Source organism: Streptomyces sp. N50 (assembly GCF_033335955.1).
Taxonomy (GTDB): Bacteria; Actinomycetota; Actinomycetes; order Streptomycetales; family Streptomycetaceae; genus Streptomyces.
Window position 1 is genome coordinate 7,108,922 of record NZ_CP137549.1, and the last position, 17,109, is coordinate 7,126,030.

General features: G+C 72.7%; 11 protein-coding genes and 1 pseudogene. 4 read left to right on the plus strand and 8 right to left on the minus strand.

Annotated features, from left to right (window positions below):
• Positions 1-11 precede the first annotated feature (11 nt).
• The 5 genes from R2B38_RS32065 to R2B38_RS32085 form a co-directional block, all read right to left on the minus strand.
• Entirely contained in the window at positions 12-3,383 is a 3,372-nt protein-coding gene (locus R2B38_RS32065; protein ID WP_318019319.1) for an ABC transporter permease, read from the minus strand.
• A gap of 64 nt (positions 3,384-3,447) precedes the next feature.
• Positions 3,448-5,070: a carboxylesterase/lipase family protein gene (locus R2B38_RS32070; RefSeq protein ID WP_318019320.1), complete on the minus strand. Its 1,623-nt coding sequence runs from the start codon at positions 5,068-5,070 to the stop codon at positions 3,448-3,450.
• Between the two features lie 16 nt (positions 5,071-5,086).
• Positions 5,087-5,725: a GOLPH3/VPS74 family protein gene (locus R2B38_RS32075; protein WP_318019321.1), complete on the minus strand. Its 639-nt coding sequence runs from the start codon at positions 5,723-5,725 to the stop codon at positions 5,087-5,089.
• Between the two features lie 113 nt (positions 5,726-5,838).
• Positions 5,839-6,498 carry a response regulator transcription factor gene (locus R2B38_RS32080; protein WP_318019322.1) on the minus strand — a complete coding sequence of 220 codons (660 nt, stop codon included), beginning with the start codon at positions 6,496-6,498 and terminating at the stop codon, positions 5,839-5,841.
• The gene (locus R2B38_RS32085) at positions 6,495-7,664 is read right to left on the minus strand and encodes a sensor histidine kinase (RefSeq protein WP_318019323.1); all 1,170 of its coding nucleotides are present in this window, start codon (positions 7,662-7,664) and stop codon (positions 6,495-6,497) included. Before R2B38_RS32085 ends, R2B38_RS32080 begins: the two co-directional genes overlap by 4 nt.
• Positions 7,665-7,869: 205 nt before the next feature.
• Here R2B38_RS32085 and R2B38_RS32090 point away from each other — a divergent pair, with 205 nt between their 5' ends.
• Together R2B38_RS32090 and R2B38_RS32095 are read left to right on the plus strand one after the other, a co-directional pair.
• Positions 7,870-9,333 carry a 3' terminal RNA ribose 2'-O-methyltransferase Hen1 gene (locus R2B38_RS32090; RefSeq protein ID WP_318019324.1) on the plus strand — a complete coding sequence of 488 codons (1,464 nt, stop codon included), beginning with the start codon at positions 7,870-7,872 and terminating at the stop codon, positions 9,331-9,333.
• Positions 9,330-11,888, plus strand: coding sequence for a polynucleotide kinase-phosphatase (locus tag R2B38_RS32095; protein ID WP_318019325.1), 2,559 nt, complete (start codon positions 9,330-9,332; stop codon positions 11,886-11,888). The genes R2B38_RS32090 and R2B38_RS32095 overlap by 4 nt, the downstream gene beginning before the upstream one ends.
• A 90-nt stretch (positions 11,889-11,978) precedes the next feature.
• Here the strand turns inward: R2B38_RS32095 and R2B38_RS32100 are convergent, their stop codons facing one another.
• Both R2B38_RS32100 and R2B38_RS32105 read right to left on the minus strand, forming a co-directional pair.
• Entirely contained in the window at positions 11,979-12,878 is a 900-nt protein-coding gene (locus tag R2B38_RS32100; protein ID WP_318019326.1) for a hypothetical protein, read from the minus strand.
• On the minus strand, positions 12,875-13,921 hold the full coding sequence (locus tag R2B38_RS32105; protein WP_033285082.1) for an SPFH domain-containing protein: 1,047 nt from the start codon (positions 13,919-13,921) through the stop codon (positions 12,875-12,877). Before R2B38_RS32105 ends, R2B38_RS32100 begins: the two co-directional genes overlap by 4 nt.
• A gap of 186 nt (positions 13,922-14,107) precedes the next feature.
• Here R2B38_RS32105 and R2B38_RS32110 point away from each other — a divergent pair.
• Positions 14,108-15,330: pseudogene (locus tag R2B38_RS32110) on the plus strand (arginine deiminase).
• A 72-nt stretch (positions 15,331-15,402) separates the two neighbouring features.
• Positions 15,403-16,410, plus strand: a complete 1,008-nt coding sequence (gene argF, locus R2B38_RS32115) for an ornithine carbamoyltransferase (protein WP_318019327.1) — start codon at positions 15,403-15,405, stop codon at positions 16,408-16,410.
• A 35-nt stretch (positions 16,411-16,445) separates the two neighbouring features.
• Here argF and R2B38_RS32120 read toward each other — a convergent pair whose 3' ends face one another.
• Positions 16,446-16,901 (minus strand): ATP-binding protein, encoded by a 456-nt coding sequence (locus R2B38_RS32120; protein WP_033285079.1) that lies wholly within the window; start codon positions 16,899-16,901, stop codon positions 16,446-16,448.
• Positions 16,902-17,109: the final 208 nt, after the last annotated feature.

Consider the following 17,109-nt stretch of genomic DNA (forward strand, 5'->3'; position numbering starts at 1 on the left):
CGGTCCCCGACTCAACGGTCCTCCCCCGCCCGCAGCACCCGCACCAGATCCACCCGGGCCAACAACCGCGCCAGCCCCAGCACAACCACGCTGATGGCCAAGGCAGTTGCCACCGCCGTCAGCGTCACGGTCCCCCAGGGAATGACCTGCGGCAGCGGCGGATACGGGGCTGCTCCGGTGTCGTCCACCGTGACCAGGGGCAGAACCGCCGACGCCAGCGCCATCCCCATCAACGCCCCCGGCACCACCGCGAACAGCGCCAGCCCCACCTGTTCGGCGCCCAGGAGCGCGGACAGGCTGGTGGCGCGGACGCCGATCGCGCGGAGGAGGGCGAACTCCTTGCGGCGTCGGCGGGTGGAGACCACGGCGTGGACGGTGAAGGCGATGACCGCGAAGCCGGGGGCCAGGTAGCGGACCAGTTCCAGGACCCGGCGCAGTCCGGCGCGGAACGGGTCGGCCTGCAAGGACGCGGCGGTGCGTGCCGTCGTGGTGACGCCGCCCAGCGCGGGCTGCGCCTCGGCCGCGGCGGCCGTACGCTCGCTGTCGGTGCTGCCCAGCCACCAGAAGGCGGGGTCCTGCTGGTCGGCACCGGCCAGGGTGAGCGCGGTGGCGAGTTGACGCCGGTCGGCGATCAAGTGGCCCGGCCCGCGGCCCAGTCCGGGCGGTGAGTCGACGCGGCCCACGATCTTGGCGGTGATCCGGCCGCCGCCCAGGTCGAGTGTCGTGGTGCTGCCGAGGTGCAGGCGGGTGGCGCTCAGCGTCGAGGCGTCGGCGGTGACCGGAAGCGGTGCCGGACCGCCCGCCGGGCCCGCCACGAGGCGTACCTTGCTGCCGGGCCGCGTGGCGTAGTCGCTGTCGGACAGGCCGCCGAGGGAGTCCGAGACGGCGGGGGAGGGGCGGATGCCGGTGCTGACGGTCGTCCGGAGTACGGCCGGGCCGCCGGGCGTGATCGCGCACACCCCGGGCATGCCGGGGTTGTAGCTGTCGGTCAACTTCCCTCTGCAGGCACCCTCGGTGGAGTCGGCGGCGTGGTCCGTGCCGTCGGACCAGGCCTGCCCGCCGGGGAGTTGAGAGACCCAGGTGTCCGCGGTGCCGCGCGCGCCGATCCGCATGAGGTCCAGGTCCAGCCGCGCGGGACGCACGTTCGGCTGCGGCAGGACGCCGATCGCGGTCACCGTCAGTGGATACGCGCGTCGGTGGCCGCCGCTCAGCGCCACATCCAGCGGAACCGCGACCGTATGCCTGCCCCCGTCGGCAGCCGGAAGCTGCGCCGACACCACGCTGACCAGGCCGGACGCGTCCTGCACGGTCAACTCCAGGCTCGGCGCCACACGGTTGCCGTCGCTGCTCAGCCGCTCGTCCAGCAGCAGCGCGGTCGGCCGTCCGGGCAGCGGTATCCCGGGGACGACCGGCGCCGGGGTGCGGGGCGCGGGCCCGCCGATCGTGCCGACCAGGTTCTCCGTGGCGCCGCCGGGCAGGTTCACCGTCGCCTGCGTCACCGGCGTCACGGAGGTCACCCCCGGCAGCGCGCGATAGGCGGAGGCCAGCACGGCGGAGGGGTAGCCGTCGTCCGCCGACGGGTCGATCCGCACATCCGCGCCGACGGTGAACGCGGCCTGCTCGGACGCCAGTCCGCCCAGACAGGCCAGCGCGGTGGTGGCGAAGGCGCTCACCGACACGGCCAGACACATCAGTACCACCGGCCCCGCGTTGCGCGCGGCCCGTCGGCTCAACTGCCAACCCGCCAGGGCGAGTACGAGTCCTCGGCTGCGCCGCTCGAACGCGTCCAGCAGCAGCGACGTCAGCGGCAGCAGCCGGAGCAACAGCAGTGCGGCGGCGCCCGCCACCAGGGTCGGCACGAGGACCAGCACCGGATCCGCGGACGCGCTGCCGGCGCCGACGTCGGCGATCAGCGAGTGGTGCCGCCGTAGCTCCAGGTACCCCAGCGTCGCCACGGCCAGCAACGCCAGGTCGGCGCCCAGCCGTTGGGCCGCGGCGGCCCGCGCGCCGCGCGTCTGCCGGGCCCGCGCCGACGGCAGCACGGGCAGCAGCACCGCCGCCGCGTGCACCAGCAGCGTCAGTCCTACGGCCGCCCACGCGTCGGCGCCCCGGGTGCCGGGGTGCAGCAGCCCGGCCAGGAAAGGCGCGGCCACGGCGGCCGGTACACCGGTGAGCGCCCACTCGGCCGTGGCGCCGCGCAGCAGCCTCAACGTGCCCGCGCCCCGGGCCTGTTGGAGGGCGAGTTCGTCGCGGCGGCGCTCGGTGAGCTGGCGGGCGGCCAGCACCAGGGTGGCCAGGGCGAGGACGGCGAGCAGCACGCTCGGCACATACAGCGAGGAGCGGGCGGCGACCGTCGGGACCGTCAAGTCGTCGATGGCGCCCGGCAGTCCGGAGGCCACGGTCAGGTCGTCCAACGACGGCCGGCGCCCGCCGAACACCGACACCCCGCTCTGGCTGCCGGAGAAGGCGCGCAGCCGGTCGCGCAGCCCGGCGAGACCGTCCGCGTCGAGCTGGGAGAGGTCCGGCTGCACGCTCCAGTGGGCGGTCAGATGGCCGTTCAGGACGGCGCTGCCGTTGAGCGCCGACGCCGAGACCACCAGCAGATCCTGGTCGGCTGTCTCGCCCTCGGTCAGGTCACCGGCCATCGCGGGCCAGAACCCGACGGCACCGGTCGCCCGGAAGACCCCGGTGACCCGCAGCGTCATCGGGCGGTTGAAGGCGTCCTGCACCCGAAGGCTCGAACCGGGCCTGATATCAAGGCGTTTGGCCAGCGCGTCCGGCACCGCCGTGTCGACCGGCGCGGTGGATCCGGTGGCGACCGGCACATCGGGCAGCGAGGTGAAGGCACCGGCCGGAGCGTCCGCCGTACCGGCAGGCCACCGCCCGGCCACCAACTCCCCGAATCCGCCCGCGTGTTGCACCGCGACCGGGTGCAACCCACTGCCTCCAGGACCACGCGGCGGCCCGGTGGCCCCGTCGATCCCCGTCACCGAGACCGGCGACGTACCGAGCAGCCCCACGTACGTCCGCTGCGGAACCCCGGCGAACACCCGGTCCGCGGCGGCCCGCACATCCCGGTCGGCGACGGCCATCCCCCCGGCCCGGTAAGCCGCGTTGACGTTGACCTGCGCGCCAAGATCTTCGGCCAACCGCCGCACGGCCCCGGCCTGCACCGAACTCCCCGCCAGCGCCGCGAGCGCGGCCAGCGCCGTCGCACACAACAGCACGGTCACCGAAACAGCGGCCAGCACCAGCCCGTGCTGCGCGGCGCGCCGGGCAACTGCCGGAATCCGACGCCGAGTTGGACGCGGAGCGTCCGGGGGCCGCCGCGACGAGGAGGTGAAGGCCGTGGCGACCACATGAACCCCCGCAGAATCGAACATGTGACGGTGACGGCGCGTCACAGTCCTACCAGGCGTACCCCGGCGTCGCAAGAAACGCCGATCGTCACGGCTGCCCGATGGGGCGGGTGTCCCAGAACGCGCAGTGGTGGCGGACCCGCGCCGTGCGGGTCGGGACGACGTGGTCCGGTGCCAGCGACAGCACCGTGTGCCGGGACCAGCGCGGCGACGACAGGGCGTTCGGGTCGCCGGTGCGGGCGAAGCGGGTCCAGTAGCCGACCATGGTGTCGGCCAGCCGGTGCTGTGCCGCGGTCAGATCACGGGGTCGGCCGCCCAGGTCGAAGAGGTAGGGCAGTTCGCTCGCGTGCGGTGCGCCGAGCGGGAACGGTGGCGTGCCCGAGGTGAGCGGCGGGGCGTGCTCGTCGGCGAACTCGTAGCGCCAGACGGGTACCTGAGCGGCGAGCAGGGCGCCGGTGCGTGCCGTCGGGCAGGCGAAGTCCGCGTCGCCGATGGCCGCGCCGAACACCGGACCACCGTCGCTTGCGTGCACCGGGTACTCGCGGACGACGGCCCGCGCCTCGGCCGGGAAGAAGGCGGCCGCGACGTCGGGCCAGGTGCCGGGGGTGACCGGATACCCGGCCTGGACGATCCCGGCGGCCCAGCCGTTGCCCTCGTCGTGGTTGCCGCCGATGAGCACGGGGACGTGGTGGAAGCGGCCGGCGGCGATCGCCACCGCGGGGTCGTCGGGCAACAACGGCGAGGAGTGGGCGGGCTGTTGGTCGGTGTCCTGGGCGGTGAGCAGGCGGGCGACCGGGACGCGCCGCAGACAGGCCAGGACGTCGTGCGCCGAGCCGCAGCCGAGCTTCGCCGTGAGGTCCGCACCCGTGGCGCGTGCCGTGGACAGCGGGACGGAGGAGGGTGCGAACGGCCGGTCGGGGCTGCCGGTGCACGGGCCGCTCTCGATGATCGCCCGGTCGAAGAGCCCCGCGGCGGCGGGCGAGGCGAGCTGGGCGCAGACGCTGTAGCCGCCCGCCGACTCGCCGGCCAGCGTCACGTCGTGCGCGTCGCCGCCGAAGGAGCCGATCTCGGCGCGGACCCAGCGCAGCGCCGCCTGCTGGTCGGCGAGGCCGAAGGTGCCCGAGCCGGGCAGCCGGCCGTGCGCGAGGAAGCCGAGCGCCCCGAGACGGTAGTCGACCGTGACGACCACGACGTCGCCCCGGGTGGCCATGCGGTGGGCGTCGTAGGAACTGCCCGCTCCGGTGGTGAAGCCGCCGCCGTGCAGCCAGACGATCACCGGCCTGGGGTGCGCCGGTGCCGCGCCGTCGGGTGTCGTGACGTTCAGGTGGAGACAGTCCTCGTCGGTGCTGCCGCCGGGCACCTCGCCGGCCGGCTGCGGGCAGGCGCTCGCGGGCTCGGTGGCGTCGCGTACCCCGGACCAGGGGAGTACGCGGTGCGGCGGTGCCCAGCGCAGCCTGCCGACCGGGGGCGCCGCGTAGGGGATGCCCTCGAAGGTGCGGTAGCCGTCGTGGGCGGCGCCCCGTACCCGGCCGTCGTGGGTGCGGATCGTCGTGTCGGTGGCGGCCGTGGCGGGTCGTGCGGGTTCGGAGGCCCGTGGTGTCGCGGTGGCCGGAGGCCGGGCGGTCGCGGGCTGCGGTGCCGCGGACCAGGCCGTCGCGAGCACGGTGGTCAGGGCGCAGCCCAGGGTGGTCAGGACGCGGCGTGTGGTCATCGTTTCCCCCATGCGGTCAGCCGCCGCCCATGCCGCCCTGGGCGGCGATCATGGTCGTCGGCAGTGCTCGTACGGCTTTCTCCAGGCCGGGTGCGAGGGCACCGAGTCGCCCCGTGCAGGCGTCGACACGGGCCCGGAAGGTCTTCTGGTCCCGCCGTGACACGACCGAGCGGACGCCACCCGCCGCCGCCAGTGCCAGCAGCGCGGCGTCGGCGGCGGGGATCTCGGTCACGGGACCGTCCCCGTACAGCGCGGTGGACACGCGGGCGCGGAGCGCGGCGGACACGGCGTGGTCCGGCACGGTCGACCGGCGGGTACCGAAGGGGGTGCGGGGCGCCCGCACGGTGAGGAGCCCCGCGGCGGCGAGCAGGTCCTCCACCTCCGTCAGGGTCCGCCTTCGGTCCCGGCGGACGAGGTGCTTCCAGCCGTGTCCGCCGGCGGCGTCGCGCAGCACGCCGTCCAGGACGGGGTCGCCGGTCGGCTCCGTGCCGGACACGGTGACCGTGCCGCCCGCCTCCCGCAGGAGGCCGCGCGACGCGAGGTCGATCAGCGCGGCGGCACGGACCAGCAGCCCCGTCCGGGAACGGTCGTAGGGGCCTTCGGCCGCCGCGTCGTGGGCGAGCAGATACATGAGGCACGGCAGGTCGTCGATCACAGTTCGACGCTACGGCCGCGGACGCCGGCCACGGATCGGCCGCGCGGACGGACCGGCACTGGGAGCACGGGAGGACGGCGGCCCGGTCTCCTCCTTGAGGAGGAGGCGTGCCGTCAGGGGCGGCGTGCCCTGACGAGGCCGTGGTCGTAGGCCGCGACCACGGCCTGGACGCGGTCGCGCAGGCCCAGCTTGCGCAGCACCGCGGTGACATGGTTCTTGACGGTGGCCTCCGACAGCCGCAGCCGCTCGGCGATCTCCGCGTTCGACAACGCCTGCCCGATCAGGGTGAGCACCTCACGCTCACGGCCGGAGAGGCTCTCCAGGGAAGGCGGGGGCGCCGGGTCGGGCGTGGTGCGCAGGAACCGGTCGAGGACACGGCTCAGCACGGTCGGCGCCAGCAGCGCGTCGCCGCGCGCGGTCAGGCGGATCGCGTCGACGAGTTCGGCGGGACGGATGTCCTTCAGCAGGAAGCCGCTCGCCCCGGCCCGCAGGGCGGCGACCACATGCGCGTCCACGTCCCACGTGGTCAGCACGAGCACCCGGGCCCCGCTGCCCGACTCCGCGATCCGCCGGGTCGCCTCGATGCCGTCCAGGACGGGCATGCGTACGTCCATCAGCACCACGTCGGGTGCCAGCTCCCGTGTCAGCCGCACCGCCTCCCGGCCGTCGGACGCCTCACCGACCACGTCGAGGTCGTCCCGGGCATCGATGATCATGCGGAATCCGGTACGGACCAGGACCTGGTCGTCGGCCACCACCACACGCAGCGTCACAGCGCGCCCTCCACCGGCAGCCGCGCCGCCACCTCGAACCCGCCGCCGGGCAACGCCCCGGCACGCAGACTGCCGCCCACCAGCCGTACCCGCTCCTTCATCCCCACCAGCCCCCGTCCCGCTCCCGCCGCGGCCGAACGGCCTTGCGGCGCACGCCCGTTGTCCACCACCGTGACCTCCACGCACTCCACTCCGGCCGTCACGCGCACGCTCACCTCGTCCGCGCCGACCGCGTGGCGCAGCGTGTTGGTGAGGGCCTCCTGGACGATCCGGTACGCCGTCAGACCGACCGCGGCGGGCAGCCCGTCGAGAGCGCCCTCGCAGTGCAGTTCCACCGCCAGCCCGGTCGCGCGCACTGACCCGGCCAACTCGTCCAGACGCGCGAGCGAAGGCCCCGGATCCCGCTGCTCCGCGCCCTCCTCGTGTCCCACGTCGGGCCCGAACGCGCGCAGCAGCAAGCGCAGTTCGCCGAGTGCGGAACGGGCGCCCGTCTCGATCGCCCGCACCGCCTCACGGGCCTGTTCGGGTCGCGCGGTGAACACGTCGTCGGCGGCGCCCGCCTGAACGACCATCACCGACAGCGTGTGCGCCACGACGTCGTGCACCTCACGCGCGATCCGCGCCCGCTCCTCCACCACGGCCCGGCGCGTCTCCGCCCTGATCCGTGCCTGCTGCGCCCCGCGCCACTGCCCCGCGGTCCACGCCAGGACGACCGCCAGCAGACAGACCATCAGTCCCGCACCACCGCCCGCCGCGAATGCCGCGGGCGCGGGCAGGCACAGCGCGGCGAGCGCCCACAACGACACCCGCCGCGGCCTGATGGCCGACAGCACGCACAGTGTGACCTGCGCCGCGAGCAGCGCCCCCGTCAAGGACACCGCGGGCAGCAGCGCCCACACCGCGAGCCCCGCCACCGCGTTCACGGCCAGCACGGCGGCCGGGGCGCGCACCTGCCACCTCAGCACCCAGACCTGCACCAGGACCAGGACCACGGCCACGGGCAGCCGCCGGCCGTGCTCCACACCGACGACGAGCACCGGCGGCCCCATGACGACGAGCACCAGACCGGCCGACCCCCACCACAGCGCCCGGGCCGCCCGGGGCGACAGCCCGCCCCGCGCTTCCCCGGCGAAGACGGCACCGGACAGTCCACTGCTGCGATCCACGTCCCGAGCCTATCGGCGGGGACGGGCCGTTCCGGGAACCGCCGCCGAGCCCGCGCGCGGGAGGGAAGCGGAGGAAAAATGCCTGAGTACGCCAGGGATGTTCGCTGTACGTTGGGCGGGCGCCCCGAGTTCCGCGGTGGCGCGCTTCCCCAGCTCAGGCCCAGTAGAGCTCAGAGGCCCGTAGACGTTTCGAGGCATACCCACCGTGTTCCTGACGATCAGTACCACCGGCACCCCCGAACGCCCCGCCACCGACCTCGGTTTCCTGCTGCACAAGCATCCCGACAAGGCGCAGGCGTTCTCCACGTCCTACGGCAAGGCGTACGTCCTCTACCCCGAGGCGGATCCCGGGCGGTGCACGGCGGCGCTGCTGCTGGAGGTCGACGCGGTGGCGCTGGTCCGGCGCGGCAAGGGCAAGGGGCGCGGCGGCGCGCCCGACGCGGCGCTCGCGCAGTACGTCAACGACCGTCCGTACGCGGCCTCTTCACTGCTCGCCGTGGCCCTGAGCGCGGTCTTCTCCAGCGCCATGCGCGGCGTGTGCAACGCCCGCCCCGAGCGCGCGGAGCAGCCGCTGCCCCTGCGCATCGAGGTGCCCGCGCTGCCCGCGCGCGGCGGTCCCGACCTGGTGCGCGACCTCTTCGCGCCGCTCGGCTGGACGGTCACCGCCGAACCGGTCGCGCTGGACGCCGAGTTCCCCGAGTGGGGCGACTCGCGGTACGTCAGCCTCGTACTGGAGGCGGAGACGCTGACCCTCGCCGAGGCGCTGCGGCACCTGTACGTCCTGCTGCCCGTGCTCGACGACGCCAAGCACTACTGGGTCGCGTCCGACGAGGTCGACAAGCTGCTGCGCGCCGGTGCGGGCTGGCTGCCCGCGCACCCGGAGCAGAAGCTCATCACCAGCCGTTATCTGTCCCGCCGTTGGTCCCTGACCCGGGAGGCGATGGAGCGGCTGGAACTGGTGCGGCTCGCCGAGGCCGACGACAGCGAGGTCGAGGAGATCGACAACGCCGTCGAGGCGGAGACCGAGGCCGAGGAGAAGCCGACGCCGCTCGCCGTGCAGCGCCGGGACGCGATCGTCGCCGCGCTCAAGGCGTCCGGTGCCGGCCGTGTGCTCGATCTCGGGTGCGGGCAGGGGCAGTTGGTGCAGGCGCTGCTCAAGGACACCCGGTTCACGGAGATCGTCGGCACCGACGTGTCGATGCGCGCGCTCACCATCGCCGGCCGCCGCCTCAAGCTCGACCGCATGGGGGAGCGGCAGGCCTCGCGCGTCCAGCTCTTCCAGAGCTCGCTCGCCTACACCGACAACCGCCTCAAGGGCTACGACGCCGCCGTGCTCAGCGAGGTCATCGAGCACCTGGACCTGCCCCGGCTACCGGCCCTGGAGTACGCGGTGTTCGGCGCCGCCCGCCCGAGGACGGTCGTCGTCACCACCCCGAACGTCGAGTACAACGTCCGCTGGGAGACCCTCCCCGCAGGACACGTCCGGCACGGCGACCACCGCTTCGAGTGGACGCGCGCGGAGTTCGGGGAGTGGGCTGGGAAAGTCGCCCAACGGCACGGCTACGACGTCGAGTTCGTGCCGGTCGGGCCCGACGACCCCGAGGTGGGACCGCCCACTCAGATGGCCGTGTTCAGCGTAAGCACCGTGAAGGAGGAGAAGGCGGCATGACCGAGACCGAGACCGAGAACCAGACCAAGGGGCGCGTTCTGCCCGTCACCGACCTCTCCCTCGTGGTGCTGATCGGCGCCTCCGGCTCCGGCAAGTCCACCTTCGCGCACCGGCACTTCAAGCCGACCGAGATCATCTCCTCCGACTTCTGCCGGGGCCTGGTCGCGGACGACGAGAACGACCAGAGCGCCAGCCGGGACGCCTTCGACGTCCTGCACTACATCGCGGGCAAGCGCCTCGCCGCCGGGCGCCGCACGGTCGTCGACGCGACCAGCGTCCAGCAGGACAGTCGACGCCAACTGATCGACCTGGCCAAGCAGTTCGACGTGCTGCCCATCGCCATCGTGCTCGACGTACCGGAGGAGGTGTGCGCCGAGCGCAACGCCTCCCGCGTCGACCGCGCCGACATGCCGCGCCGCGTCATCACCCGCCACACCCGCGAACTCCGGCGCTCCCTGCGGGGCTTGGAGCGCGAGGGCTTCCGCAAGGTGCACGTGCTGCGGGGCGTCGAGGAGATCGACCACGCCACGATCGTCACCGAGAAGCGCTACAACGACCTGACCCACCTCACCGGCCCCTTCGACATCATCGGCGACATCCACGGCTGCGCCGCCGAACTGGAGACCCTGCTCGGCAAGTTGGGCTACGACGACGGCATCCACCCGGCGGGCCGTACGGCCGTCTTCGTCGGCGACCTCGTCGACCGCGGCCCGGACTCGCCCGGCGTGCTGCGCCGCGTGATGTCCATGGTCGGCTCGGGCAACGCGCTGTGCGTACCGGGCAACCACGAGAACAAGTACGGCCGTTACCTGAAGGGCCGCAAGGTCCAGCACACGCACGGCCTGGCCGAGACGATCGAGCAGATGGAGGGGGAGAGCGAGGAATTCCACGCCCAGGTACGGCAGTTCATCGACGGACTCGTCAGCCACTACGTCCTCGACGGCGGCAGGCTCGTGGTCTGCCACGCCGGCCTGCCCGAGAAGTACCACGGCCGCACGTCGGGCCGGGTCCGCTCGCACGCGCTCTACGGCGACACCACCGGCGAGACCGACGAGTTCGGCCTGCCGGTGCGCTACCCGTGGGCCGAGGACTACCGGGGTCGGGCGGCGGTCGTCTACGGTCACACCCCGGTTCCGGACGCCAGTTGGCTGAACAACACGATCTGCCTGGACACGGGTGCCGTCTTCGGCGGCAAGCTCACCGCCCTGCGGTGGCCTGAGCGGGAGCTGGTCGACGTACCGGCCGAGCAGGTCTGGTACGAGCCGACCCGCCCGCTGCTGACCGAGGCACCCGGCGGCCACGACGGCCGCCCGCTCGACCTGGCGGACGTGCACGGCCGCCGGGTGGTGGAGACGCGGCACGCCGGCCGGGTGTCGGTCCGCGAGGAGAACGCGGCGGCGGCCCTGGAGGTCATGAGCCGCTTCGCGGTCGACCCGCGCCTGCTGCCCTATCTCCCGCCGACCATGGCCCCCACGGCGACCTCGCACGTCGACGGCTACCTGGAGCACCCGGCCGAGGCGTTCGCGCAGTACGCCGACGACGGGGTCGCGCGGGTCGTGTGCGAGGAGAAGCACATGGGTTCGCGGGCGGTGGCGCTGGTGTGCCGGGACGCGGAGGCGGCGGCGAAGCGGTTCGGTGTGGACGGCGGGCCCACCGGGTCCCTCTACACGCGTACGGGGCGTCCGTTCTTCGACGACGCGGCGGTCACGGAGGAGATCCTGGGCCGCCTGCGGACGGCGCTCGACGAGTCGGGCCTGTGGGCGGAACTCGACACCGACTGGGTGCTGCTGGACGCGGAGTTGATGCCGTGGTCGCTGAAGGCGTCCGGGCTGCTGCGTGGTCAGTACGCGGCGGTCGGTGCGGCGGCGCGGGCGGTGTTCCCGGGTGCGCTGGCCGCGCTGGAGGGTGCCGCGGGGCGGGGTGTCGACGTGGACGCGCTGCTGGCCCGGCAGCGTGAACGCGCCGCGGACGCCTCGGCGTTCACCGACGCGTACCGGCGCTACTGCTGGACCACGTCCGGCCTCGACGGTGTCCGGCTCGCCCCGTTCCAGATCCTCGCGGTCCAGGGGCGCAGCCTCGCCGGACTCCCGCACGACGAACAACTCGCCCTGCTGGACCGGCTGGTGGAGCACGACAGCACGGGCCTGCTGCAGACCACCCGCCGCTTGTACGTCGACACCGGTGACCCGGAGTCGGTGCAGGCCGGCGTCGACTGGTGGCTGGAGATGACGGGCCGTGGCGGCGAGGGCATGGTCGTCAAGCCGGTCGGCGCGGTCGTGCGCAGCGAGGCGGGTCGGCTCGTCCAGCCCGGTATCAAGTGCCGTGGCCGTGAGTACCTGCGGATCATCTACGGTCCGGAGTACACGCGGCCCGACAACCTCGCCCGGCTGCGGGGGCGGTTCCTCAACCACAAGCGGTCCCTTGCGATCCGGGAGTACGCGCTGGGTCTTGAGGCGCTGGATCGCTTGGCCGAGGGGGAGCCGTTGTGGCGCGTGCACGAGGCGGTGTTCGGGGTGCTGGCGTTGGAGTCTGAGCCGGTGGATCCTCGGTTGTGAGGGTGCGGGTGGGTGGGTCAACGGGTGGGCGGGTGGGAGTAGTCGTCCTGGAGGCTCCGCCCCCAACCGTCCTTTCCCACCCACCCGCCCTTAACCGACCAGCCGCAGCCTCTCCCCGCACACCCCCACCCGAACCCCCTGCCCCCACGTCAACTCCACCGCATCCCCCTCCATCCCATCCCCGAACACGACCAACCCCTCTGACTCGACGGTGAGTTCAAGTACGGCCGCCCCGACCAGCTCCCCCGAAACCAGCGACGTCCCCGTCACCGGCGAAGGCCACGCCTCCCGTACGAACCACACCAACCTGTCCTCCGAGGGGTGTGGCAGGGACAGCGCACTGCCCCGCTCCTGCCACACCGACCGGAGCCACCCCGTGGCCCCGGTGCCCGTTCCCACGAGCACCCCGGAGGACGCCTGGGCCTCGACGACACCCCCGTCGCCCTCCAGACCCAGGCGGTATCGGGCCGTCTGATGACCGACGGCTCCCAGATAGATCTCGTTCAGCGCGACCAACCGCTGTGTGTCGTCGGCGACGGCCTCGACCATGGTCAGTTCGTCCACACCGGTACCGACCACATGCACCGACCGCAGCAGCGCGGCCGCGGCCGCCGGCCGGTGCCGTACCAGGACGCCCGGGTTACGCCCGGGGTCGGTGTCGAAGCCCAACACCGGCTGCCCGGCGAGGTACTTGGCGACGTTCGCGACCAGCCCGTCCTGTCCCACCACGACCACCACGTCCTCCGGCGCGAACAGGAACCGGTCCAAGTCGCCCCGCTCGAGCTGGGTCTGACGCCAGGTCAGCGGAATCGCCGCCGACACCTCGGCCAGTGCCCGCCGGGTCCGGCGGTGCCGTTCGGCGACCTCCTCGATGTCCCGGCCCCGCGACCGGAGGAAGTACGCGGCCTGCCCGTGCGTCCCGTGCCGGGCCACCAACTCCTCGTACTCCGTGGTCCGATGGACGAGGACGGCCCGCGGCGCGAGACTCACGCCCCCGCCTCGCCGCCACCGGCACCAAGCCTGCTGAGCAGCCCCGTGAGTACGTCCGGCGAGATCGTCACGCTGTCGATGTTCGGCAGGTTCTCGGCGAGCCGTGTCCCGGTGAGCGCGTTCAGGGTCGCCACGTCGACGTCCGCGTGCACCCGGAGCCACGCCGCCTGGGCGTGAGCCCGCGCGTCGCCCACCTCGCGCGCACCCTCGGCCTCGGCACGGGCCAGCCGTACGGAACGTGCCGCCTCGGCGTCGGCGAGCCGTACCGTACGGGTCGCCTCCGCCTCGGCCCGTACACCGTCGGCGGCCGCGTGCTCCTCGGCCTCGCGGCGCGTGTTCGTGCCGCGCTGGTCGACCAACTGCTCCTCGCGGCGGGCGAGTTCGATCTGGCTGTCGAGTTCGTTCTCGGCGATCGCGCGCTCCCGCTCGACCGCCACCGCCCGGCGTTCGTAGGTGGCCTTGTCCGCCTCCTGCTGGATCTGTTCGCGGGCCGGGGTGCGCAGCGCCCGTTCCACCTCGGGCTCGGGGCGGATGGCCATCACGCGGACGGCGACGACCTCGATGCCGGTGGCCGGGAGGCGGGGTTCGGCGCCGAGGCCGGTCGCGATCCGCTCCCGTACCGCCGTCACGCCGTCGACCAGCGCGGACGCGAGGGGTGTGCGGGCGAGGACGGCCAGCGCGTGCTGCTGGGCCGTCTCCGTGAGCAGGGTGCCGAGCTGCTCCAGGGGCGAGCCCCGCCACACGCCCGTGTCCGGGTCGACGGAGAAGTCGAGGCGGGCGGAGGCCAGAGCCGGGTCGCTGATCCGGTACGTGACGGTCGCCTGTACCGCCACGTCCTGGAAGTCGGACGTACGGGCATGGAAGGTCATGGCCAACTCCCGGTCGTCGACCGGCACTTCGGAGAGCGCGGCGGTCAGCGCGCGGAACCAGAAGCTGAGTCCGGGCCCGTCGTGCAGCAGCTTGCCCGAGCGGTGGTGCCGGATGTGTGCCGTAGGAGCTCCGCGCAGGTGGCGCCAGCCCAGGCGCCGGGTGATGTCGGCCATCAGAGTCCCTCAGATCCCGTCAAGTCCCGTGGGATCCGGTCGGATCCCGCATCGATCTCGTCAGTAAGACGATAATCGTCCGGCCCACTTGTCGTCAAGGGGACGAAAACAGGTGGAGGCAAGCCAAGCGGTGGCGGTATGTGAAGTAAGGGGGTGAACTCGGCCCCGGATGGTCAGGATGGAGACATGGCACTCCATGTCGACTCCGAGACCGGGCGGCTCCGCCGCGTCATCCTGCACCGGCCGGATCTGGAGCTCAAAAGGCTCACCCCCGGCAACAAGGACGCCCTCCTCTTCGACGACGTGCTCTGGGTGCGCCGGGCGCGCGCCGAGCACGACGGCTTCGCGGACGTGCTCCGCGACCGGGGCGTCGCCGTCCACCTCTTCGGCGATCTGCTCGCCGAGTCCCTGGCGATCCCGGCGGCCCGCGCGCTCGTCCTGGACCGCGTCTTCGACGAGAAGGAGTACGGCCCTCTCGCCACCGACCACCTCCGCGCCGCCTTCGAGGCGCTGCCCGCCCCCGAACTGGCCGAGGCGCTCGTCGGCGGCATGACCAAGCGGGAGTTCCTGGAGGCCCACGCGGAGCCGACCTCCGTCCGCTTCCACGTCATGGACCTCGACGACTTCCTCCTCGCCCCCTCCCCAACCACCTCTTCACCCGCGACACCTCCGCCTGGATCTACGACGGCGTCTCCGTCAACGCCATGCGCTGGCCGGCCCGGCAGCGCGAGACCGTCCACTTCGAGGCGATCTACCGGCACCACCCGCTCTTCCGGTCCGAGAAGTTCCACGTCTGGTCCGAGGGGCAGGCCGACTACCCGTCCACCATCGAGGGCGGCGACGTACTCGTCATCGGGAACGGCGCGGTGCTCATCGGCATGAGTGAGCGGACCACCCCGCAGGCCGTCGAGATGCTCGCGCACAAGCTGTTCGCCGAGGGGTCCGCGCAGACGATCGTGGCGCTCGACATCCCCAAGCAGCGCGCCTTCATGCACCTCGACACGGTGATGACGATGGTCGACGGCGACACCTTCACCCAGTACGCGGGGCTCGGCATGCTGCGGTCGTACACCATCGAACCGGGCGTCGGCGACAAGGAGTTGAAGGTCACCGACCATCCGCCGGAGCACATGCACCGCGCGATCGCCGCCGCCCTCGGGCTGAGCGAGATCCGCGTCCTGACCGCCACGCAGGACGTGCACGCGGCCGCGCGCGAGCAGTGGGACGACGGCTGCAATGTCCTCGCCGTCGAGCCCGGCGTCGTCGTCGCCTACGAGCGGAACGCCACCACCAACACGTATCTGCGCAAGCAGGGCATCGAGGTGATCGAGATCCCGGGGAGCGAACTGGGCCGGGGCCGGGGCGGGCCGCGCTGCATGAGCTGCCCGGTCGAGCGGGATGCCGTATAGAAATTCTATCCATCGTATAGAATTCCAAAAGCAAGCACCCGTTCCCTGTACCCGCATCTCTGGAGCGCCCCCATGGCGACAGTCCCGACCGCCCTCGCCGGCCGCCACTTCCTCAAGGAGCTGGACTTCTCCGAGGAGGAGTTCCGCGGTCTGATCGAGCTGGCCGCCGAGCTGAAGGCCGCCAAGAAGGCCGGGGGCGAGACGCGGTACCTGTCGGGGAAGAACATCGCGCTGATCTTCGAGAAGACCTCGACGCGCACGCGCTGCGCGTTCGAGGTCGCCGCGGCCGACCAGGGGGCCTCGACGACCTACCTCGACCCGTCGGGCTCGCAGATCGGGCACAAGGAGTCCGTGAAGGACACCGCTCGCGTGCTCGGCCGTATGTTCGACGGCATCGAGTACCGCGGGGACAGCCAGGCGGCCGTGGAGGAGCTGGGTGCGTATGCGGGCGTACCCGTATACAACGGGCTCACCGACGACTGGCACCCCACCCAGATGCTCGCCGACGTGCTCACCATGACCGAGCACAGCGACAAGCCGCTGAAGCGGATCGCCTTCGCCTACCTCGGCGACGCCCGCTTCAACATGGGCAACTCCTACCTGGTCACCGGCGCGCTGCTCGGCATGGACGTACGGATCGTCGCCCCGAAGTCGTACTGGCCCGCCGAGGAGATCGTCACCGCCGCCCGCGCGCTCGCCGAGCGCAGCGGCGCGCGCGTCACGCTGACCGAGGGGATCGAGGAGGGGGTCGCGGGCGCCGACTTCGTCGTCACCGACGTCTGGGTCTCCATGGGCGAGCCCAAGCAGGTCTGGGACGAGCGGATCGCGGCCCTCGCGCCGTACGCCGTGACGATGGACGTCCTGCGGGCCACCGGCAACCCGGACGTCAAGTTCCTGCACTGCCTGCCGGCCTTCCACGACCTCGGCACCAAGGTCGGCCGCGAGATATACGAGACCCACGGCCTCGACTCGCTGGAGGTCACCGACGAGGTCTTCGAGTCCGCCCACTCGGTCGTCTTCGACCAGGCGGAGAACCGACTGCACACGATCAAGGCCGTACTGGTCGCCACACTGGCCTGACCAGGCCTTCTTGTCCTACAGAGGTGCTACGGCGGCTATCCCGCCGGGTGCCACTGCGGCGGAACGACGGGCAGCCTGAACCACACCGCCTTGCCGGACTCGGTCGGGCGGTGGCCGCAGGACGAGCTGAGGGCGCGGATCAGCAACAGGCCGCGACCGTGCTCCTGCCAGGGGTCGGGCTCCTCGGCGACGGGTTTCGTGAGACTTCCGGGCGGCTCCGGGTCGGGGTCGTGCACCTCGACCTGGCAGCCGGTGGGCAGCAGCTCCACCACGAGCTCTATGGGGGCGTCACCGGCGGTGTGCTCCACCGCGTTCGCGACCAGCTCCGCCGTCAGCAGCTCCGCGGTGTCGCTGTCGGCCGTGTGCTTCACCTCGGACAGAGCCGTACGGACCAGTGCGCGGGCCACCGGCACGGCCGCTGCGGTGTGCGGCAGTGCGATGCGCCAGGAGGCGGAGGCGGAAGGGCGTTCTTGCAAGGCGGGTCCGTTCATGGAGCAGGCTGTCCTGCTTTCAACTATATGTATGGTACGGCGCCCTTTGTCAGAGTCTCTCGGCGGGCACCGGACGGGACCTTCGGCCCCGGTACCGAGCGGCATACCCCGTTCAACGGCCACTCCCGCACGACAGCTCCCCTTGTTACCGCGCTATTGACGTCTCGTGACAAGAACGCCCTCGGGCCCCGTCCGAAAACGGGGCCCG